The sequence below is a fragment of the Nordella sp. HKS 07 genome (genome assembly GCF_011046735.1).
GTDB lineage: Bacteria > Pseudomonadota > Alphaproteobacteria > Rhizobiales > Aestuariivirgaceae > Taklimakanibacter.
In genome coordinates, this window is the sequence record NZ_CP049258.1 from 1,104,970 (window position 1) to 1,126,346 (window position 21,377).

At 60.0% G+C, this 21,377-nt stretch carries 20 protein-coding genes and 1 pseudogene; 9 read left to right on the plus strand and 12 right to left on the minus strand.

The genetic code is table 11. From position 1 onward, the window contains the following. Positions 1-462: 462 nt before the first annotated feature. Positions 463-967 (plus strand): annotated as a pseudogene (locus G5V57_RS35130) (ion channel). Between the two features lie 128 nt (positions 968-1,095). Here G5V57_RS35130 and G5V57_RS05330 read toward each other — a convergent pair. The 12 genes from G5V57_RS05330 to G5V57_RS05385 form a co-directional block, all read right to left on the minus strand. Then, positions 1,096-2,121, minus strand: a complete 1,026-nt coding sequence (locus tag G5V57_RS05330; RefSeq protein ID WP_165166524.1) for an ABC transporter permease — start codon at positions 2,119-2,121, stop codon at positions 1,096-1,098. Then, on the minus strand, positions 2,121-3,119 hold the full coding sequence (locus G5V57_RS05335; RefSeq protein WP_165166525.1) for an ABC transporter permease: 999 nt from the start codon (positions 3,117-3,119) through the stop codon (positions 2,121-2,123). The genes G5V57_RS05330 and G5V57_RS05335 overlap by 1 nt, the downstream gene beginning before the upstream one ends. Then, positions 3,112-4,632, minus strand: coding sequence for a sugar ABC transporter ATP-binding protein (locus G5V57_RS05340; RefSeq protein ID WP_165166526.1), 1,521 nt, complete (start codon positions 4,630-4,632; stop codon positions 3,112-3,114). The genes G5V57_RS05335 and G5V57_RS05340 overlap by 8 nt, the downstream gene beginning before the upstream one ends. Positions 4,633-4,767: 135 nt before the next feature. After that, complete coding sequence (locus G5V57_RS05345) at positions 4,768-5,772, minus strand: substrate-binding domain-containing protein (protein WP_165166527.1); 1,005 nt, start codon at positions 5,770-5,772, stop codon at positions 4,768-4,770. 83 nt (positions 5,773-5,855) lie between these two features. Continuing rightward, positions 5,856-6,410, minus strand: coding sequence for a FadR/GntR family transcriptional regulator (locus G5V57_RS05350; RefSeq protein WP_165166528.1), 555 nt, complete (start codon positions 6,408-6,410; stop codon positions 5,856-5,858). Beyond that, positions 6,361-6,654: a FadR/GntR family transcriptional regulator gene (locus tag G5V57_RS35135; RefSeq protein WP_371744732.1), complete on the minus strand. Its 294-nt coding sequence runs from the start codon at positions 6,652-6,654 to the stop codon at positions 6,361-6,363. Before G5V57_RS35135 ends, G5V57_RS05350 begins: the two co-directional genes overlap by 50 nt. Then, a complete protein-coding gene (locus tag G5V57_RS05360) occupies positions 6,651-7,475 on the minus strand; it encodes an SDR family NAD(P)-dependent oxidoreductase (protein WP_165166529.1) in 825 nt (274 codons plus the stop codon). Before G5V57_RS05360 ends, G5V57_RS35135 begins: the two co-directional genes overlap by 4 nt. Before the next feature lie 330 nt (positions 7,476-7,805). After that, positions 7,806-8,894, minus strand: coding sequence for a M14 family metallopeptidase (locus G5V57_RS05365; protein WP_165166530.1), 1,089 nt, complete (start codon positions 8,892-8,894; stop codon positions 7,806-7,808). A gap of 266 nt (positions 8,895-9,160) precedes the next feature. Further along, entirely contained in the window at positions 9,161-9,379 is a 219-nt protein-coding gene (locus tag G5V57_RS05370; protein ID WP_165166531.1) for a hypothetical protein, read from the minus strand. Positions 9,380-9,411: 32 nt separating this feature from the next. Next, positions 9,412-9,828, minus strand: coding sequence for a cupin domain-containing protein (locus G5V57_RS05375; protein WP_165166532.1), 417 nt, complete (start codon positions 9,826-9,828; stop codon positions 9,412-9,414). A 34-nt stretch (positions 9,829-9,862) separates the two neighbouring features. Further along, on the minus strand, positions 9,863-10,618 hold the full coding sequence (locus tag G5V57_RS05380; protein WP_165166533.1) for an SDR family oxidoreductase: 756 nt from the start codon (positions 10,616-10,618) through the stop codon (positions 9,863-9,865). Positions 10,619-11,255: 637 nt separating this feature from the next. Next, positions 11,256-13,013, minus strand: coding sequence for a hypothetical protein (locus G5V57_RS05385; RefSeq protein ID WP_165166534.1), 1,758 nt, complete (start codon positions 13,011-13,013; stop codon positions 11,256-11,258). Between the two features lie 259 nt (positions 13,014-13,272). On the opposite strand from G5V57_RS05385, the gene G5V57_RS05390 reads away from it, so the two are divergent. The 8 genes from G5V57_RS05390 to G5V57_RS05420 all read left to right on the plus strand — a co-directional run bounded on the left by G5V57_RS05390 (position 13,273) and on the right by G5V57_RS05420 (position 21,373). Next, positions 13,273-13,617: a hypothetical protein gene (locus G5V57_RS05390; protein WP_246737542.1), complete on the plus strand. Its 345-nt coding sequence runs from the start codon at positions 13,273-13,275 to the stop codon at positions 13,615-13,617. 109 nt (positions 13,618-13,726) lie between these two features. Further along, the gene (locus G5V57_RS05395) at positions 13,727-15,433 is read left to right on the plus strand and encodes an arylsulfatase (RefSeq protein WP_165173853.1); all 1,707 of its coding nucleotides are present in this window, start codon (positions 13,727-13,729) and stop codon (positions 15,431-15,433) included. A 274-nt stretch (positions 15,434-15,707) separates the two neighbouring features. Then, complete coding sequence (locus G5V57_RS05400; RefSeq protein ID WP_165166535.1) at positions 15,708-17,306, plus strand: arylsulfatase; 1,599 nt, start codon at positions 15,708-15,710, stop codon at positions 17,304-17,306. 13 nt (positions 17,307-17,319) lie between these two features. Next, a complete protein-coding gene (locus G5V57_RS05405) occupies positions 17,320-18,363 on the plus strand; it encodes an HAD family phosphatase (RefSeq protein ID WP_165166536.1) in 1,044 nt (347 codons plus the stop codon). 67 nt (positions 18,364-18,430) lie between these two features. Beyond that, complete coding sequence (locus G5V57_RS05410; RefSeq protein WP_371744734.1) at positions 18,431-19,009, plus strand: hypothetical protein; 579 nt, start codon at positions 18,431-18,433, stop codon at positions 19,007-19,009. Between the two features lie 40 nt (positions 19,010-19,049). Continuing rightward, complete coding sequence (locus G5V57_RS34255; protein ID WP_246737543.1) at positions 19,050-19,211, plus strand: hypothetical protein; 162 nt, start codon at positions 19,050-19,052, stop codon at positions 19,209-19,211. A gap of 64 nt (positions 19,212-19,275) precedes the next feature. Beyond that, positions 19,276-19,527, plus strand: coding sequence for a hypothetical protein (locus G5V57_RS05415; RefSeq protein ID WP_206530204.1), 252 nt, complete (start codon positions 19,276-19,278; stop codon positions 19,525-19,527). Positions 19,528-19,579: 52 nt separating this feature from the next. Continuing rightward, the gene (locus G5V57_RS05420) at positions 19,580-21,373 is read left to right on the plus strand and encodes a PQQ-binding-like beta-propeller repeat protein (RefSeq protein ID WP_165166537.1); all 1,794 of its coding nucleotides are present in this window, start codon (positions 19,580-19,582) and stop codon (positions 21,371-21,373) included. The last annotated feature ends 4 nt before the right edge of the window (positions 21,374-21,377 follow it).

Below are 21,377 nucleotides of genomic sequence, written 5' to 3' on the forward strand. Positions count from 1 at the left end.
GGTCACCCAGTAAGCTGCCGAGAAGGAGAGCGGCTGCTTAGGCGTGAAGGTTTTCGTGATATTAGGCGGATTGATTGTCGTGGCCAAAACTTCATCTATCACGCGTCGCGGCGTAACGGCCGTTATGAGATAGCGGTACGCTCTCGAAATGGTCGGATCTTGGATTACCGTCGCATCGGACGGCGCTAGAGCGCCGGACGCTCACATGGAATCGGTCCGGTGCTCTAACTCTTTGATTTGCGCATCGGATTTTCCGAAAACCGCTTCGCATGGTCGGGGCAAGCCCGACCACAAGCTTTCCGGTCCGATGCTGTAGCGTTTGATGCGGCAGCGGGGCTCACGGGATGCGAGTGTTCCGAGCGTGACCTAGAGCCTTTCTCGACAACCGACCTCCACCCAATCCGCTACGAGATGTTTCCCCGTGGCTTGATGCATTCGCGTCAGCACCAGAAGGATAACACAATGGACGAACTTTCGGCTCCCAATCCTGTCCTTGAAATTTTTCTCGGTACCTTGATCATGATTGTCATCATCTTCGTACACGGCGTTGGCATTCGTACAATCAACCAGCATTTCAGCAAGTCCTGGATCCATATGAACAGCGCCACGCCGCATTGGAGGATCAATCTGCTGCTTGCCGCCACAATCAGTTCTCGCGGCCCTGCATTTTGCTGAAACTCTTCTTTGGGCAGCCCCTCTATCACTGACGGGATTGATCTCTTCGATGCGAGACAGTTACTACTTTGTTCTGGAGAGCTACACGACGCTGGGCGAAGGCAGCGTCAGCCTGCCTGATCGATGGCGTCTGATCGGACCAATCATAGCGATGTCGGGCTTGTTCACGTTCGGCTGGACGGGGAGCGTTCTGGTAAGCATCATGACCGAATTCGGCAAGCTCGACAGAATACGGGCCAGGAAGAGATCGATGGATCCGGTCAATGTTACGCCAAATCAAAGGCCTGCCTGACATATCCCTAATCAAACAATACTGAACCATCGGCGACCGGGCGCTGCGGGGCCCAGTCGCAGCCTTGGTTTCACGTTACTTTTCCTGCGCGAGCAGCGACACGCAAAAAAGTCCTGGTTGACCACAAATCAAGCCCGTACTCGCTTGATCGCAATAACCAGCAGAAGCATTAAGCCCCAGCTCGTGAGCGCCAGGTGCGGGCTGAGGCCCATGATGTTGAACCCGCTGGCAATAACCTGCAGGACGATCAAAGCGACAAATAGGCCGGCGATGCGGCCAAATCCGCCATAGGGATCGATGCCTCCCAGAATTGCGGCGAGAATCGTTATCAACAAGTAGAATTGAGCAATATCAGCACCTGCGGCGTTGAAGCGCGCCATCATCACCACAGCCGCGACCCAGCAAAGCAGGCTGGACAGCAGATACACCCAAACCAGTACGCGGCGCGTATCAACACCTGAGAAACGCGTCGCCTCGAGATTAGAGCCGGTCATGTGGATGTGTATGCCAAGGGCGGTCCTGGTGAGAAACACGTGCACGGCAATGGCAACAAGCGTAAATAGTAGAAATGAGATCGGAATACCGAGAATAGTCTCGTTTGCGAGCATAATCAGCGGCTCTGGGAATCCCGACAATGTACGTCCCCGAGTGAAGTAGATACCGATCCCATGAAGCAGAGTCATCGTACCGAGAGTTACCAAGATCGGGTGCACGCCAATCAGCGCAACTAGCAACCCTGTCACCAGTCCGACGACCGCGCACAATACGAAACCCGCGATGAGGGCAAAAAGCAGCCACCAGACAAGCTCCATCCCGACCACGTCGGATGGCATTACTGCGGTGAGAATCCACGCCATCAGCAATCCAGCCAGGTTGGCAGTGGCTATGATCGCGAGATTGATGCCACCGGAAATCAGAGGTATCGCCATTGCAAGAGACAGCAGGCCCAGCTCCGGCAACTGGAACATGATCGCCTGCAGGGTCGTCCCGCGCGGAAACGTCATAGGCTCGACGAGCGAGAAGAAGACGACGAGGACCACAAGAAGGGCTATCAATCCCCCAACACCGATGGTGCCGCGGCGCATCCAATCAATTAGCCGATCCGCTCCGCTTCCGAAGAGCCGCCGCTTGCTATCCGAAACAGAATGATCCATCAGCCTCCCCGTGCCATGTGTGGCCGTCGTGCGCGCTTATCGGCGTAGCCGGTCATCAGGATCGAAACCAATATCGCCAGGCCGGTGACCACCCCGAAAAAGTACGACGAGACGCCAAGCAGATTGAGACCGTTTTGGAGTACGGCGAGGAAAAGCAGGCCGAGCACCACGCCGCCCATCGTTCCGATCCCGCCGACCAGGCTGGCGCCGCCGAGGATCGCCACCGCGAGTACGTTGAGTTCCAACCCGGCCATGGCGGTCGGCACCGCCTGATGGACTCGATATGCCTGCATGAAACCGGCGACCGCCGCGAGAAATCCGAGATAGCCGTAGGCGAACAACTGGACGCCGACGATGTTGATCCCAATGCGGCTCGCGGCCTCCGGATTACCCCCGAAGGCGTAGATCTGCCGGCCGAGCCGCGTGTGGTTCAAAAGCATGTGAGTAAGCAGCACGACCAGGCACATGATCAGGATGGGCAATCCTATCTTAACCACGTCGCCAGAGGGCAATACGGTTCGAAAGAGCGCAACGGGTTCCGCCCACCAGTCAGGCAGGTTGTAGATTTCGTGGGCGTCGGTCAGATAGATTAGCATCCCATAGTAGATGCTCGATGTCGCGATGGTCACGATGATCGAGCCGACCCTGAGGTAATGGATGAGAAGCGCGTTCAATGCGCCGAGTCCGATACCGAGGCACGCCGAGAGCACCAGCGTAGGCACAAGCGGCATGCCGTGTTTTGTGGCCAGCGTAGCGGCGAAATACTGCGCCGCGGCCGCCGTCGCGGTGAACGAAATATCGATACCACCGCAGACCAGCACAACGAGAACTCCGGCCGCGAGTATCGCGGTGACCGAATAGGCTTCGGCAAGGTTGACGAGATTAGGTATCGTCAGGAAGTAGGGCGATGACAGCGACAGAATGACGACGGTGACTAGGGTCGCCGCCGCCAACGCGCGTTCGGTCCGACCAAAGATCCACGACGCCGATCTAAGCATAGAGCGCCTCCGAGAGCTGCGCCTTGCTCGCCGTGCCAGGGACGAACTCGCCGACGATGCTCCCGTTGCGCATGTGCAGGACCCGGTCGCAATTGAAGTAAACTTCCGGCACCTCGTCTGATATCACCAAGATCGCCATGCCCTTGTTGGCAAGCGACCGCACCAGCCGGTGGATCCCGGCCTTGTTGCGAATGTCGACTCCGATCGTCGGCCCGTCGAGTATCAGCACCTTCGGTTGTGTCGCGAGCCACTTGGCCAACACGACGCGCTGCTGGTTGCCGCCTGAGAGGGTTTGCGCCGCCACGTCGACACCGGGAGTCCGGATGTTCAGCCGGTCGATCCATGAGCGCGCCAACGCCGCCCGCCGCCCAAACGGAATCAAGCCCAGGAGGTTGCGCAATCGGCCGAGAACGGTGACAGCCATGTTGTCGGCGATCGACTGGCGCAGGTTAATGCCGAGCGACAAGCGGTCCTCGGACGCGTATGCGATCCCGGCCGCGATTGCCGCCTTGTTCGAAAGGGATGTCAGCCGTCTGCCATCCATGGCAATTCCACCGCTGTCCAATCGTGACATGCCGAACAGCGACAACGCCAACTCGGTCCGGCCCGCTCCGAGCAGGCCGATGAGGCCGAGGATCTCCCCTTCATGGAGGGTGAATGAGACGTCCTCAAACTCACCGACGCGACTGGCGGCGCTTACTTCGAGCACTGGCCTTCGGCCCGACATGGGCTTTGCTGAAAGTGTGTGTTCAAGGCTTTCGCCAGTCATCAACTCGGCCAGTCGATTGTCGTCTATCTCGGCTACCGGGAACGTTCCCACCTTCCGCCCGTCGCGAAGCACAGTCACGCGCTCGGCGATTTCAACGATCTCGTCAAGCCGATGGCTCACGAAGACTATGCTGACACCCTGCTGCTTTAGCCGGCGAACCGATGCCAGCAGCAGGTCGACCTCGTGCCTTGTAAGCGATGCCGTCGGCTCATCCATGAACAGAATGCGCGCATTTGCAGCCAGGCCTCGGCAGATGGCCACGATCTGCCGCTGCGCGACCGGCAGCCTGCCGACAGGTGTGTCTAAGGGCAAATGGGCATCGAGGCGTATAAGCGCTGCCCTCGCCGCGTCGCGCATCAGTTTTCGCGGCGGAGGCTTCAGCGGTACCGACAGTTCAAGGCCGATGGCAATATTCTCTTCGACTGTGAGATTAGGGAACAGAGAGAGGTCCTGGAAGATGACCTGAATGCCGAGCTGCCGCGCCAGGTGTGGCGTGAGGTACGGATGAGACACACCGTCCAACGTGATGGCGCCGCCGGCATCGGGCGCGTGAACGCCCGAGAGAATCTTGATCAGCGTCGATTTGCCGGAGCCATTTTCTCCAACCAGGCAATGCACCTCGCCTGCGGCGACCGACCAGTCGATCGTATCCAATGCCAGCGTCCCGCCGAACCGCTTGCTTATGTTCGAAAGCGAGAGTAGCGGAGGGCCAAGGACGTGCCCGGAGGCTGGTGAGTTGGTCATTTCATGTCCGGACACTCAGGCCACAGTGGCCGCTCCACCCTTTTCGTAACCCGTAATGTCCCGGTCCTTTTGTGGACCAGGACGCAAGCTGCCACACGGCTTCCGCACTCTTCGAGAACATAGTGCGGATCGAGCTTAGATGATCTCGGCCAATTGATCGATCGTTTGAGGGTTCAGATCAATTTGCTTGTTGGCGCGGATCACCTGGGTCGACATGTCGACTTGGCACGGTCCCATACCAGGCAAATCGATGCCGTCTTTGATTTCGGTGCCAGCGGCAATCGTCTTGCCAAGTGCCACCATTGCATAACCGGAATCGATCGGGTTCCACAGGAACCCGCGGGTTATGGCGCCCGATTTCATCAGTTTGCGCCCCTGGCTCGGAATGAAGGGGCCAACCACAATGACTTTACCGATCTGCTCGCGATCGCTCACGGCATTACCGGCGCCGATCGGGCCGTTGGCGCCGAAAATCAGGAATCCCTTGAGATCCGGATTAGCCTGCATCTGATCCATCGCCGTCTTGTAGCTGTCGTCCACGCTGTTCGAGACGCCAAAGCGATCCCCAACCTGCTGCATCTTCGGGTACTTCTCCTTCTGCAGGGCGACCGCATAGTCGGCCCACAAATTGTGAAGCGCGACAGTCAATCCACCAACGAACACAACGTACTTGCCCTCGCCGCCAATAGCTTGCGCAAACGCTTCGAGATGCGCCTCGCCAAACGCCTTGTCCTGGATCAATTCTATGTCCCAGTCGGCGTTTTTCTGTCCGGGCGACTCGTTCATCACCACCTTTATGCCGGCGTCCTGCGCGCGCTTCAGCACAGGTTCCAGCGCCTTGCCGTCGTTCGGGACGACGCCAATTACATCCACCTTCTTGGCGATCAAATCTTCGATTGCGCGAACCTGTTCGGCGGGATCATCGGTGGTCGGATTGATAATCGAGGCATCGACACCGAGCTCTTGACCGGCCTTCAGGACTCCCTTCTCTACATTATCGAACCATGGGATCTTCACCTTCCCGACGATACCGATCTTGGGTGGGTTATTCGCCGCGAATGCAGGGATTGTGGCTAACGCCGGTGCGATGCCGATTGCCGCGGCACCTTGCAGCAAAGTGCGACGTGAGATGTCACTCATTGAGAACCTCCCTTGTCCAAAGTGGACAGACCACTTTTAGTCACTCCTTGTGCAGAAGGCAAGATGGACCTTGAGCGCCCTCCTCAGTCGGATGTCCTACCGCGCCGTGAGAAGGCCGCCACATCTTCCTCGATCACCGCCCGAGTGCTTGCCTCGATGTGAGCGAGATGGACGGCCATTGCAGTTGCGGCCGCCGTGCTGTCCCCGGCTTCGATGGCTCGCACGATCGTTGTGTGCTCGCCGAGGCTACGGCGTATTAGCGCCACATTCTCCGTCGCCCGGCGACGAATATCGAGGCCCATATTGTAAAGACCGTAGGCGATCCGCTCGAGGACACTGTTGCCGGCAATCTCCGAAAGCTGCGAGTGAAAGCGCGCGTCCAGAATGCGAAAGCCGACCGGATCCGTAAGCACCTTCTCGTGGGCAGCCAGCATTCCGTTCAGAGCTTCGACATCGTCGGGCGTCGCATTGACCGCGGCCTTCCGAACGATTTCGATCTCGATGATGCTGCGGCTCTCGAAGACATCGGCGAGGTTGGATGGCGAGAGCGAGATAAAGAAATCGAGTGGGGCAAGTAATGTACGCGCCTTAAGGTCGGTGACATAGGCCCCCCCCGCCGTGGTGAGTCTCGACGACACCCAGCGTTGAAAGTGCGCGGATTGCCTCCCGCAGACTTGGGCGGCTGATATTGAGGATTTCGATGAGCTCACGTTCTGAGGGAAGTCGGTCACCCGAGCGCAGCATGCCGGTCCTCACCAGATCGAGGATCTGTTCCACCACCGATTGCGCAACGCCGGCATTGACCGGCTGTAATGCGCCAGCGATGGCTTGTAGTTTGACCTTGGATTTTCTTGCTGTCCGCTCGGACACTTGCCTCATCATCTATCCCACGCCTCTGTCGGTCTAAACTCGCCCCAGCTCGGGATCGGAGACTGCAGGCCATCCTTGATCCACAAGAACCTGCCGCTGATTGCAGCGGCGCGCTCGCTCATCAACGCTTCGATGAGATCGCTAGCCTTCTCGGGGTCGTCGCCTCCGTTGCTTTCAATCCAGTCAACCCAATCGCGATAACGCTGGGCGATGGGGCCGAGGTCTTCGACGCCATCGCGGATGTTCATCCACATCTCAGTCTTCACGTCGCCGGGGTGGATCACATTAGCCGTCACTCCGCTGCCGGCGATCTCGGCAGCTAGATGGCGCGTAAACTGGTTAAGTGCCGCCTTGCTCACTCCATAGGCGCTATTGATGGGCCCAGGCTCGTGCAATGTTGCGGCAGAGGTGACGTTGACAATCCGCCCCCAGCCCTTCTGCATCATGTTTTCTATGAAGGCGTGACAGGTGAGATAAGGTCCGATTGCGTTGACCATGACAGTGTTGATCCACGCAGCGGGGTCAGTCTTCCATGCCACCTGGATCGGCCCAAAGATGCCTGCGGCGTTGATCAGTATCGAAGGATGACCGAGGCGGTCCTCAACCTCGGCTTTCATCGCGGTGACAGACTGTGGAGACCCGACATCGGCCCGGATTGCGATGGCCGTCCCGCCTCTTGCTTCGATATAGCCGGCTGTGCCGGCTATTTGGCCGGCGCTGCGTGCCACCAACGCCACCCGCGCACCACGCCCGGCGAGTCGGACAGCAGCCAGCCGGCCGATCCCGCGCCCCGCCCCGGTGATCAGCGCCACCTTTCCAGTCAAGTCCTCCATCACGGACTCCGCTTTGAGAAACGTGACAAAGGCATACTAGGTTAAAAGTGGTCTGTCCACTCTGGGCACCTGGTTAGAAGTCAAAACGCCGGGAATGACAGTGTGGGGACCTAAGGCCAACTACGCGGCGCGCCAACTCCTCCGAGACTACTATTTCCTGCGGTCGGCTACGCTGGGTCACGCCGGAAGAAACTCATTGTCAGAGTCATTTTGAGACCGGCGACGGTGTTCGGATGGGCTTTGCCGGAAGGCTCGCAACTGGCGCGCTTGTTTTCCACAAAGCTCCCTCTTCGCAGGATGGGCAATAGCCCTCATTCTCTGGACCTTTTTCTATGGCTCTCTTGTCACTCCTTGAAATGCCTGTCGCACCACCTGATGCCCACGAAAAAGCATCATTTCCTTCCATTCGTCAGTGTCAGGGTAAAACTGTTTGCGCATGGTAGCACGGATGGGCTCAGCCTCAGAACTCAGCGGATCACCATATGTATGAAGCCAGTGGTCAGCCCGAAGCGCACGGCGATTGCTCTCTCGGTCATATGCCCCGAACTCCAAGGTTGCTATGGTCACCCTGGCTTTCGACAACGCTTCATTGTAGGCAAAATGAGTAAGACCGTGGAGCGCCTGAGAAACCCCTTGGCCACGTTTTGACTCGGTTACTGCTTCACCCCAGAAGGCATGCACGCGCTTCGAGCCCGGTGAGTCAGGTTCGTAGTGAGTTATCAGATCGCCATAGCCATAGGGGCCAAGCCCGGTATGGAAATCGAGGATAGCAATGTCGGTGCGGCGCGTTAGAAACCGGTCGATGATGGCGTGTGTCGTGCGATTTGACCATGATGGACCGCCGCCGCCATAAAAGAGGCCTTCGGAATGAGTATATTGGCCGCCGGTCAATGCCCGGAAAAACGCCAGCTCTCCTACCTGAGCGCGATAGGCCCGAAGCTTCGCTTCGGCCGCTTCAAAAATGGGTCCGCTGAGAGCGGACGGCACCACGGCATTGGCGATTTCCTCATAACCCGGATTCTGAGGATAGGGTTTCGTGTGATCAACAAAATTGCGATTGAGGTCACTGCCCTCCTCGGTCACGCGGCGCAGCCACGCAAATCCGTAAGGGTTTATGGCATGCACATGGAGGGCCGCCACACCGCGGGGCAAGGCTGCGGCACCCTTGCGGCGTAACCAGTCGATTTGAAAGCCGGAGCCGCAGAATCCTTCGACGCCGTGCGTACCAGAGATCGTCATGACGACTCTGTCGGCGTCATCGGGCCCCAGCCACGCAATATCGGCAAAGAGTGCTTCGCCCCTAGGACCTCTGGTACCACTCTCATGGTGCGCCATCGTGGCGCCGGCGATGTGCGCCGCAGTCAAGAACTTCTCGCGAGCCTCGCTGTAATCGGTACTAAAGGTTTGGAAGGTGGTCATTCCGAATATCCAGTCGCCAGAGTGACAGGTTTAGCAGGGTCTTCACTTCAAGCCACCGGCGAGCACTCCACAACAGGGCATCGTCGGCCGCTGTCTTAAAGCATCTCCCGAGTGACGCCGTTGCTCAGCAGCATGGATCATCAGACTCCAAATCCGAGGGCCGCGGGTTCGAATCCTCCCGAGTCCCCATCTAAGAGGCAATGTTTGCCACTGTCCTTGGCCGCATTTTGTCCTGCTGGCTGCCTCGCATCAGCTCCGAAGCCGCCTCAGGCAGGGCCATCCCCTCGGTCGTGTATTTCTCTGTCGAGTGCCTTTTTGACAAATTCTACGGAATCGATTGCCGCTCCAAGTTGGGTGCGAAACTGCGCGATCGCTTCTTTCATCGGCGACGGCAGGTCTCCCCACCAGTCGACAACGCCACTCATCGCTTCTTCGACGGTTCGCAGCATTTCCTCAATGGCAACTTCACGGTAGGTTCTCGCCATAGCGCTGTCGCCTTTTCTTCCTGCGGAGAAGCTCAGTCCCCGAATGGGATCGTCAGTTCCGTCTCGTTCGTGTCCACCACGAACACTGCGAGGAGTTTGGCCGGCCTCGACTTGCTGGCATTGGCGCTGACGCCGTGCCGGTCGCCGGGCAACTCGGAGAAGCTCTCTCCGGCCTTATAGGTCTTCACCGGTCCGTCGTTGACCTGACTGCGGATCGCTCCCGCAAGCACGGTCGCGTAGATGAACGCGGATTTGGGATGCGTATGACCAGGCGAATAGCCGCCCGGGCCGTATTCGACGAGCACGCCCTTGACGCTCTTGCCGGGAACATTCGGCAGCTCGTGCTGGTAGACGAGAGTCACCTTGGCGTTCTTCGACTTCGGCGTATCCGCGAGCGCGCTGCCGAACGGCAGTGTGGCAATAAGCAGTGAACAGAGGATGCGTTTCATGGAGACCTCCTATGCTTCGGTTGCGAATACCGGATCAGCCCGCTGCCCGTGAGCGGCGGAGCCATTCGTCGAGAGCGATGTGGCCGAGGCGCGCTTCGCCCAACGGCACCAGCGAAAGCTGCTCAACCCGCCCACCGAAGTATCGGGCCTCGGGGTCGCTCACGACCTCACGCGGGTCGCCGACTGCCTTCAGATAACGGGCGACGATTTCGTTGAACGGCGCTCGTTCCGGGCCTGCGATCTCGACGATGCCATTTCGTGGCGTCGCGAGCGCCACATCGGCAACGATGGCGGCGACGTCGTCGGCTGCGATGGGTTGGAACAGGCCGGGCGAAATCCTGACCATGTTTCCATCCACATTCGAAGCGGCGATGGCGCCGAGGAATTCCAGGAACTGGGTCGAGCGGACGATGGTGTAGGGGATGCCTGAGGACGTGATCAATTTTTCTTGGGCGACCTTGGCACGGAAATAGCCATTGTCGGGCGTGCGGTCGGTTCCTACGATGGAGAGTGCAATATGGTGCCGCACGCCCGTCGAGTTTTCCGCTGCAAGAACATTGCGGCCGGAGGTCTCAAAGAATTCCAGCACCGCCTTGTCTTCAAATGAAGGCGAATTGGCAAGGTCGATCACAACCTGCGCGCCAGCCATGGCCTCTTTGAGCCCCTCGCCGGTGATGGTGTTGAAGCCGCTCTTGGGTGACGCGGCGGCGACCTCATGACGGCCCTTGCGCAGAATGGCGACGGTCTTCGAACCGATCAGGCCGGTGCCACCGATGACGACGATCTTCATGGTTTACACTCCATCGTGCTGTTTCTGCCGGCAGGACAGCCAGTTCACACGCTACGTGGCGCTGGGCGGGATGCTGACTGTCTTGCGGACAAGTCTCCTATCCTCGTCGACCTGATCGCCTAAGCCGATGTGGGCCGAGGGCTGTGAGGTATTGTCCAAGCTCATGTTTGTTCTCCTGCTGACCGCCTTACCCATGGCCGTATCAACTACTTGCGCCGCCGGCCCCGCGAGGGTTGGCACGCGCCGCCGAACTCGGAATTCGCTTGCGTCGCCTATTACGTCTTTCGCACCGGCCTCCAGCTGGCCATCTGTGATCGGGTGACCTGGAACGTCATCACCTTCCGTTATCGTAATACCTTCAATACGACAATGACTATCCCCCCGCTTGACGACCAAGCGCAGTTTCCACGTCAATCAGCACAACACTATCTACAGTGAGCTCCATTGAAGCTATGAAAGTGGCTGGAATGCCACAGCGACAGGACTCGCCATTGGCTATGCGTTCAGTTTCGAGTGAGCATCGTGGTCGCAAGGCTACTATAATTGCCTCGGCTTACACGGGGCCCATTTTATTGGCTTCGTCCGAAAACCGCCTCTGGCAGTCGATCTCGACTATCGCTGGCGCCATCCAGATAGGCTAGTTCAGCGGTGCCGGCGCACCAGGTTCAGTCCAGCCGGCCTTGCGCAGGCCGTCCATAAGCGGGTCGACGATGCTTTCGAGCGGCTGGAAGCGGCGCCAGACCGCGGCGGGATTGCGGTTGAACGCAGGTGCCTGCTTCGCCATCGTGTCCAGCGCTTCCCGCGCAGCGGCGCCGTCCCCGAGAGCCCCGTGGGCGATGGCGAGGAACGCCACCCCTTGGGAGTCCCCGGCGGCCGAATGCTCGGCGGCGGCGAGCATTTCGCGGTAGCGGCCCTCCAGGTAAAGGTGGATCGTAATCGGATCATAGTACCAGCCCGGCGGATCGATGGTCCGCGCGATCGCGCGTTCGCTATAGGCGAGGCCCTCGTCCCAGCGGCCGCGCAAGGCCAGACGCCAGCCAAGCTGCGCCAGCGTATCGGGGTCATTCGGGTTGAGCGCCAGCGCCTTGCGCTGGATGCGTTCGGACTCGTCGAAGTTGCGCAGGTGGTACTGGATCGCGGAAAGCGCCTGTAGCGCGACGATGTTCTCGGGCTCGATCGCGACCGCCCTGGAGGCCAGTTCGAGCGCCTTTGCCATCTCACGCGGGACCTCGACATCCGGCACGAAACCATAGCGGGCGGCATCGAGGTGCAGCCAGCCCAGCAGCGCCCGCGGCTCGGCATAGTCGGGTTCGCGCCGTACGGCCTCTTCGAGACAGGCGAGGACAGGCTGACGGAGGTCGTCGCGGAAGGTACGCCGGTAGGCATAGGCCCGCAGCACGCAGGCGTAACTGGCCATGCTCGGCTCGACGCCGGTCGACAGGCGGGCCGCCATGTCGCTCCGGACGATGCCGTAGGGCTGGCCCAGCACCGTCGCGATGTTGGCGGCGAGCTCCGCCCGGATACCGAGCAGCGCGCCCGCTGTCCGCGCCCGTTCGTAGGTTTCGCTCCATATCACACGGCCCGTTTGTGCGTCGAAGCCCTGCGCCCCAAGCCGCACGGTCGCCGCATCGGAACTGACGCTGCCCTTGACGACGTAGCCGACCCCGAGGTCACGACCGAGCGTTACCGGATCGGCATGTGCGTCCTGGCTGAAGCTCGCCGGCACCGAATATAGCCTGAACCCCTCGAACCGCATCAGGTCGGTGATGAGCTCCTGGGTCACGCCGGCAGCAAGGAAGCGGTCGTCCTCGCTGGCGCTGAGCGTATCGAAGGGCAGGACGACAACGGCCGGACCGCGAGCTTGCTCCGCGCCCGACATCGATGGGCCGCGGAGCCATGGCCACAGCCCGCCGGCCGCCGCGAGGAGCGCGACGGCGAGCAGACCCACCAAGATGAGGACGCGCCGGCGGCCGCGCCCAGCCAGGCCGGCCCCATCCGCCTCGCCGGCGACCGACGCTGCGCCCGTCGCTCCGACAACCGTCCCATTTCCGGACTCGCATTCGGTGTCATCGGAGGGCGCCGCTTCGGTCGGCGCCTGGTGCCACGCGAAATGTGGGACGTAGTGGCCTTTCGGAATTGTAATACGCACGGGGGCTCGGGCGCCGGCATCCACGTAATAGCTGGCAAGGTCGCGCCGCAGGCGCCGGGCTTCGAGACGGACAATCGGATCGGACTGGGACTCGAACGTCCCATCGCGGCCAAAGACTGCAAGCCCGAGCGAATACCCTTTCAACCCGTCGGCACGTCCCGCCAGCGTCTCTTCCACCAGGTACCGCAGGAACGCCCGCCGCCGCGGGCTTGCCTGGAACGTCGCATCGTCGAGGATGCGTTCCAACTGTGCGCGGATCGTGGCTGGCGACGGACTAGCTGATGCTTTCCCGCGACCAACGGGGTCAAGCGTTAAGGCCATCGAATATCCTCAGGCCCAAGCCCATTAAGGCAAGATTGCTGCCGCACCATAGCTGAACGCATGAAGCAGGGGAAGCGTGCGGGTGGGATAGCCAGGATCGGTGACACTTGCGTGACATCCTGGTGCCATTCCGCTGCCGGAGCAGCATTGCCCCGTCCCACGGGGCGTACGTACATGTTCGTACATGTTCGCGCCTTCCGCCGCGCACTTCAGCGTGATTATTCTCCGTTTCAACGATCCTCGGCTGATGGTGCGAAGCATATGGTGCGAACCAATGATGGCGTCAAATATCGCTGTCATCGTGACTCGGTTCCCGCTGCGCGAGCTGGAAATACGCCGCAGGTGCGCTCGCGACCCGAAGTTCGCGGAGATCTGCGAAGACTATGCGGAGGCGTGGCAAGCGTTTCAACGCTGGAAGGGGGCGGGACCTGCCGGCGTCACGAAGGCGAATGATTACCGCCAGATGCTGGAGGAACTCGAGGCGGAGATCCTCGCGATCCTCGACGCCCCGCGCCCCAACGAAGGCTGAATCGGACAATGTCCCGGTCCGACACATCGAAGCAACGCAACGACAACGACAGGAGGTAAAAATGACGCGGCAAGGAAAGTGGAGCGCCCTCGCTAATTGCGCAGGTGCGATGTGCGCGAGCGCCCTCACGCTGGGCGTCGCGGCCTTCGAGTTCGCGGCGCCGGCGGCGGCCCAGGACCAGTCAAAGCCCAACATCCTCTTTATCATGGGCGATGATATCGGCTGGATGCAACCAAGCATCTATCACCAGGGTCTCATGGTCGGCGAAACCCCGAACATCGACCGTATCGGCAAGGAAGGCGGGAAGTTCCTGGGGTACTACGCCGAACAGAGCTGCACTGCCGGGCGTAACGCGTTCTTCACCGGCATGAATCCACTTCGTACGGGAATGATCCCACCGCAGCTTCCAGGCAGCCCGTCTTATTTGCGGCCTGGTACGCCAGCGGTCGCAAAGTTCCTCCATGACCTGGGCTACAACACCGGCGAGTTCGGCAAGAACCACCTTGGTGACCATACTGACGCGCTGCCTACGGCGCACGGCTTCCAGGAATTCTGGGGCTACTTGTACCACCTGGATGCGATGGAGCAGGTGAGTTTCCCCGACATCAACAAGTCCCCGACAGAGCAGACGCTTGCGCCGCCATGCAAGAACACGCCGATCCCGGGCGTGCCCGATGATCCAGCGGCCGTCGATCCCAGGACCACGGTCTGCCTGACCCCGCCTCGCAACGTGCTGTGGTGCAAATCCTCCGACGGCACGAGTGGCAACCAGACCTGCCAGGACCAGGGTCCGCTGACGCTCGAGCGGTCCAAGACCGTGGACGAGGAAATCTCGGCCAAGGTCATCGACTTCCTCGATCGTAATGATCCGAAGAAAACCAACAAGCCGTTCTTCGTCTGGTATAACCCGGCGCGCATGCACATCACGACCGTGCTGTCGGACAAGTACATGGACATGGTCGCTGAGCGCGGCGGCAAGGACTGGGGCGTCAACGAAGCCGGCATGAAACAGATGGACGACAATATCGGCTACGTGCTGAAAAAGCTGGAGGACATGGGCCAGCTTGACAACACGGTCGTGGTGTTCACGACCGACAACGGCGCTGAGACCTTCACCTACCCCGATGGCGGCGTCACGCCGTTCAAGGGCTCGAAGATGAACACCTGGGAAGGTGGCATGCGCGCGCCGGCGGTCATCCGTTGGCCGGGCCATATCAGGCCGGGCACGGTCTACACCGACATCTTCGCGTCGCTCGATTGGCTGCCGACGCTCGTCGAAATCGGGGGCGGGCCCAAGGGCAACGCGCTGAATGACGAGATCGAGAAGGGCAGCTACCCGGGCATCGTCAAGACGAAGCTCGACGGCGTCAACCAGCTCGACTATCTGACGGGCAAGTCGCAGAAATCCGCGCGCGACGTCTTCTTCTACTATGCCGGCCCGCGCCCGTCGGCGGTGCGCTACAAGAACTGGAAGATGTATTTCGCGATCGCGCCCGAAACTCCCACGGGCTTCGCGTTCCCCGGAGTCCAGACCCAGTTCATGGCCACCATGACGAACCTCATGCGCGATCCATTCGAGGAGGCCGTTACCTCTGGCACATGGAACAAGACGGAACCCAACTCGTTCGCCGGTGCGCTCGCCGGGCCGGTTACGGCTTATATCTACGACTGGAACATGCTGCCCCTCGGCCAGCAACTGTGGCTCAGGGAGCTCGAGAGCTATAAAGAGTTCCCTCCACTTCAGAGCCCGGAGAGCTGGAACCTGGATCAGGTAACCGAGCAGATCAGGAACGGAGTGGGACACGCGAGCCAGTAGCACGGATACTTGTAGATGATGCGTGCGAGTGCCGCCGCAGCGAGTAATCGCGAACTTGGACAAGAAGGCGGGCGCCCCACGGGGCGTCCGATGCAGAATCCGACCAGTTACAATCTTGAGCAGGTCATGCAGCAGGTCCGGGAAATGAAGACCGGTTCCGACTAACGCACACGCGCGGGGCGGCCGGAAATGGCCGCCCCTTCAGCGCCCACGCTGGTTATCGCACGATGCAGGCGTCCGTTGCGGGCGCCTGCCGACCCCGCAGGAGGGACTCATGGACGGACTGTTGAAGAAATTAATCGTCGCTGTTGTGGGGCTATGCTTTCCGCTGGTGGTGCCGGCATCAGCCCAGGACGCTGGCACCTCCGCCAAGCCCAACATCCTCGTCATCATGGGCGACGACATCGGCTATTGGAACATCAGCGCGTACAATCGCGGCATGATGGGCTACCGCACGCCAAACATCGATCGCATCGCCGCCGAAGGCGCGCTCTTCACCGACTATTACGGCCAACAATCCTGCACCGCCGGTCGCGCCGCCTTCATCACCGGGCAAAGTCCGATGCGAACAGGCCTTTTGAAGGTCGGCCTGCCCGGGGCAAAAGAGGGGCTGTCGGACAAGGACCCGACGATCGCCGATCTCTTGAAGCCATTAGGCTACATGACCGGACAATTTGGTAAGAACCATCTCGGCGACCGTAACGATTTCCTGCCGACCGTGCATGGCTTCGACGAATATTTTGGCAATCTCTATCATCTCAACGCGGAAGACGAACCGGAACACCCTGAATATCCAAAGGGCACCGAGTTCAGACTGACGTTCGGGCCGCGCGGCGTGCTGCGCTGCACCGCGACGAGCGCAGACACACCTGGCGAGGATCCACGCTTCGGGGCATGGGGCAAGCAAAACTGCGAGGACACCGGGCCGCTCGACAAGAAGCGCATGGAGACGGTGGACGACGAGTTCCTTGCCGCCACGATGGATTTCATCGGTCGCGCCCATTCCGCAAACAAGCCATTCTTCGCCTGGTTCAACCCAAGCCGAATGCATATCTGGACACGTCTCAAACCCCAGTCACAGGGCAAGACCGGTCTTGGCGTTTATCCCGACGGCATGGTCGAACATGACGGCAAAGTGGGAATACTGCTTAACAAGCTCGATGAGCTTGGCATCGCCGACAACACCATTGTCATCTACACGACCGATAATGGCGCGGAAACGTTCAGCTGGCCGGACGGGGGCACGACAGTGTTCCGTGGCGAGAAGAACACCAATTGGGAAGGCGGATACAGGGTGCCGGCGCTGGTGCGCTGGCCGGGCATGGTGGCGCCTCACAGCGAGATCAACGGAATTTTCTCCGCGGAGGACTGGCTGCCGACACTGCTCGCCGCCGCCGGCGAACCGGGCATCAAGGAGAAGCTGCTCGAGGGATACGCCGCCGGCGATAAGACCTTCAAGGTCCACATTGACGGCTACGACCAGCGTGAGCTCCTTTCCGGTCGCGAGACCGATCCGCGCCGCGAGTTCTTCTATTGGACCGACGATGGCGACCTCGCGGGGTTGCGTTTCGACCAGTACAAGGTCGCATTCCTGGAGCAGCAGGCGCACGGGCTCGAAGTCTGGATGCAGCCGCTCATACGTCTTCGCGCGCCTAAAATCTTCAATCTCCGTTCAGATCCCTTCGAACGCGCGGAGCACGAGGCCGGTGGGTACGACGCGTGGTTCGTTGAGCACGCGTTCGTACTGCTGCCGGCCCAGACGATCGTGGGTCGTTACCTGAGCTCGTTCCAGGCTTTTCCACCACGCCAGCGGCCCGGCAGTTTCTCCGTCGACCAGGCCATGGAAATGCTGACGCGAAAGAACGCCGACTGACGGGAGACGCAAGATGCGAGTGTTCTATCATTTCGAGTTCAGCCGCCGTTCATTGGTTGCAGCGCTGGCCATTCTGGTTCCAGTCATGGTCGCTTGTCCCGGCGCGTGGGCCCAGACCGATCCCTTGCCATCCTGGAACGACACCACCAGCAAGCAGGCGATTGTCGAGTTCGTACAAGCAACGACCAAAGAAGGCAGCAGGACCTTCGTGCCGCCGGAAGAAAGGATCGCAACCTTCGACCAAGACGGCACATTGTGGGTGGAGCACCCGATCTATAGTCAGGTGGTCTATTGCCTGGAGCGGGTTCCCGACCTGGTCAAGGCCAAGCCCGAATTGAAGGACGTCGAGCCGTTCAAGACGGTGATGTCGCGCGACCGCGAGGCGATCGCTAAATTGCCGATGCATGATCTGGAGAAGATTCTCGCCGCAACACTCACCGGCATGACAGTCGATGAATTTCAAGGACAGGTCTCGAAGTGGATCGCCAGCGCCAGGGACCCGCGCTGGAAGCGTCCATACACTGATTTGACCTATCAGCCGATGCAAGAGGTGCTCAAATTTCTGCGCGCCAATGGTTATAGGACCTATATCGTCACCGGTGGCGGCCAGGACTTCGTCCGCGTCTACGCCGAGTCAACCTACGGCATTCCACCGGAGCAGGTCGTGGGGACGATCGGAAGCACGACTTACAGCTATGACAAGGACGGAAATCCGATCCTGACCAAGGAGCCCAAGCTCCTGCTGAACGACAATGACGCCGGCAAGCCGGAGGGCATTCATCTGATGATTGGACGCCGGCCGGTATTTGCCGCGGGCAATTCAACCGGCGATCAGCAGATGATCGAATATACCGAAGCAGGTGAGGGACCACGGTTCGGCATGCTGATTCTGCATGACGATGCCGAGCGCGAATACGCCTACGGGCCGGCCAACGGCCTGCCCGACACCAAGGTCGGGACCTTCACGCAGGAGCTCTACGACGAAGCCATGAAGAATGGCTGGATCGTCGTCAGCATGAAAAAGGACTGGAAACGTATCTTCTCTTTTGAACCCTAACCCAGCTGCGCGGCTGTCGGACGACCAGAGACAGAAAAAGCGTGGTGCGCACTACCTCTTCGATTGGATGTCGCTCGAGGCAAAGGAGGCTATCATGAGTATTAAGCAGATCGCTTGCCTACCCGTGCTTGCCGGCGCACTTGTCTGGGCAACCGGAACGGGATTCGGTCAAGACACGACGAAGAAGCCGCACGTTCCGCTCCAAAAGACGATCGGCGAAGTCACCGCGACGGCGCCGGTACCGTCGCTCTTCGTGCTCAACTCGGGCGGGGCAAAACTTGAAGGCAATAAGCTCATTCTCACCGATGTGTCGGCCAATACGATCGTATTTGCGGACCGCCCCATACGCTCGGCCGGGCATGAAATGACCGACCAATTCCTGATGCAGTGGGATGAAGGCAAGAACAGTTTCGCCGTTGATCCGCCCAATGCCACCGTCTCTGTATTGGGCGGCGGCAATGGCAGCGAAGTGATCGATGCTGTGGTGACGATCAAGTCGCCGAAGCTCGAGGGCACCACGCTCACCTTCGAGATTGCCGTGCTGGAAGGAAATCTTAATGGCGCCGCCGGGCCAGCCGCGCTGTTCATCGACCGTGGCGGAGGTGGCGGAGGACGTGGCGGATCTCGGAGGCGGTTTCGGGGGTGACGGTGGATTTGGCGGTAGAGGCGATGGGTTTGGCGGGGACATGGGCGACCATGTCGGCGGCGGCTACTGGAATGGCGGCGCCTGGCACAATGGCAATTACTGGCATGCGCCCGAATATCACGGCGCCTGGTATTCGCGTGAAGACAACTGGAATTCAGGGCATTGTGGCTACTACCCCAACCCACCGTGCCGCAATTGGTGATCTCGTAGAGGCCAAAAGAGAAGGCAGACATGCCGATGTCACCTGAAAGGCAGGGGAAGTTCTCATGCGAAGAATTCTGATCTCCCGCGATCAGCAAATGCTCGAATATACCGAAGCTGGTGAGGGACCACGGTTCGGCATGCTGGTTTTGCACGACGATGCCGAGCGCGAATACGCCTACGGGCCGGCCAACGGCCTGCCCGACACCAAGGTCGGGACCTTCACGCAGGAACTCTACGATGAAGCCATGAAGAATGGCTGGATCGTTGTCAGCATGAAAAAGGACTGGAAGCGAATCTTCTCTTTCGAAGAATGACAGCCTCTTAATGGAAGACGACAATAGCGCGCGCGTAGTCGTGGAGGGACAGATGACGAAGACAAAGAAGATACTTCTCATCGGTGGCGCACTTGTTGTGATAGGCGCAGTCACCGGTGGAGCGCTGTACCTTCTTTACCCGGTGCAGGTCGAGATAGCTGGGGGGCTGGTACGCAACTACATTGTTTCCTCGACACCGCCCGGCACGACAACCACGGAATTGAATGCGGCTTACAAAGCTGCCGAGGCTGCTGCAGCCCCGCCTGCCGTCGACGCGCCATCGGCGAGCGCCGCCGGAGACTGGCCAAGCTACAACCGAACAGTCGCTTCGGATCGTTACTCGCCCCTCAGCGAGATCAATGCGAAGAATGCCGGGAAGCTGAAGGTTTTGTGCACCTATGACGTCGGTGAGTTCGCGGCATTTGAGTCCGGTCTGATCATGGTGGAAAACGCACTGATCGGCACGACCGTATATGATATTTTCTCGATTGACCCGAATACTTGCAAAGAGAATTGGCGAACCCACGAGGACTACAATCGCAGCATTCTGCCGGCGAATCGCGGCGCCGCCTACTGGGACGGCATGCTGTTTCGCGGCACCCAGGACGGTCGGGTGCTGGCCTATGACTTCAAGACCGGCAAGCGAATTTGGGAAACGACCATCGGGGACGCGAAGCTTAACGAGGTCGTATCGTCCGCACCGATTGCCTGGGACGGGCTCGTCTTCGTGGGCAATGCGGGCGGAGACTTCAAAGGCGCCAAGGGTCGCATGTACGCGCTCGATGCGAAGACCGGCAAGATCGTCTGGGAGTTCTTTCTGGTTCCCAAGACCGAAGGCGACACCGTCCGCGGACCGCAAGGCAAGAGCCCGCTCGATACGGCGACCTGGAAAAATGCGACCGGCATACCGATCAGCGGTGGCGGAACCTGGACGTCCTACACACTCGATACGACAACCGGCCTGCTCTACGTCCCCGGCGGCAATCCAGCCCCCGATTTCGTAGTCGGCGCGCGCGAGGGAGACAATTCCTTTAGCGACTCGGTCGTCGTGCTCGACGTCAAAACTGGAGACTACAAAAATCATTTCCGGCTTGTGGAGAAGGATTGGCACGACTGGGATGTCTCCAACGCGCCGATCTTGATTCGAACGAGGGGCGGCAAGCACCTCATGGTGGCCACTCCAAAGGACGGATACCTCTACGCCTTCGATCTCGCCGACAACAGCGCGCTCTACAAGGTTCCCGTTACCCGTATCGAGGAAGTCGCCGAAGCGTTTTCACACGGCCAGGCCGTCCATTTCTGTCCGGGCGCGGTGGGGGGGGCGGAATGGAACAGCCCGTCCTACGTTCCGCAGACGAATCTTGTCCTCGTCGGCGAAGTCGAATGGTGCGACACGGTAAGGGCGAAGAATCTTGATGAACTGCGACAGGTGGAGATCGGGCAGCCTTGGGCGGGGGTGTGGACGTGGAACCCTTTCGACCCGTTCGGCCGCTTCGATAAGACATGGGCGGGGTGGGTCTACGCCGTCGACGCCGACACCGGCGTCTGGAAGTGGCGCCTGAAGTCGAACTATCCGATCGTCGGTGGCATGACACCGACGGCGGGCGAAGTAGTGTTCTTCGGCGACGTCGGCGGCAACTTCTACGCGCTCGATTCCGCCACCGGCCAGAAGCTTTGGGGGCAGGATCTGGGCGGCGGTATCGCCGGCGGTGTTATCACCTATACCGCGGGCGGTTCGCAAAAGATTGCTGTCGCGGCGGGCTTTTCGAACCTCGCTTGGCCCACGAGGCCCGGGCACGCCAAGGTCGTCGTGCTCGGTCTCGACAACGCCGCGACGGTCCAGTGAGGCC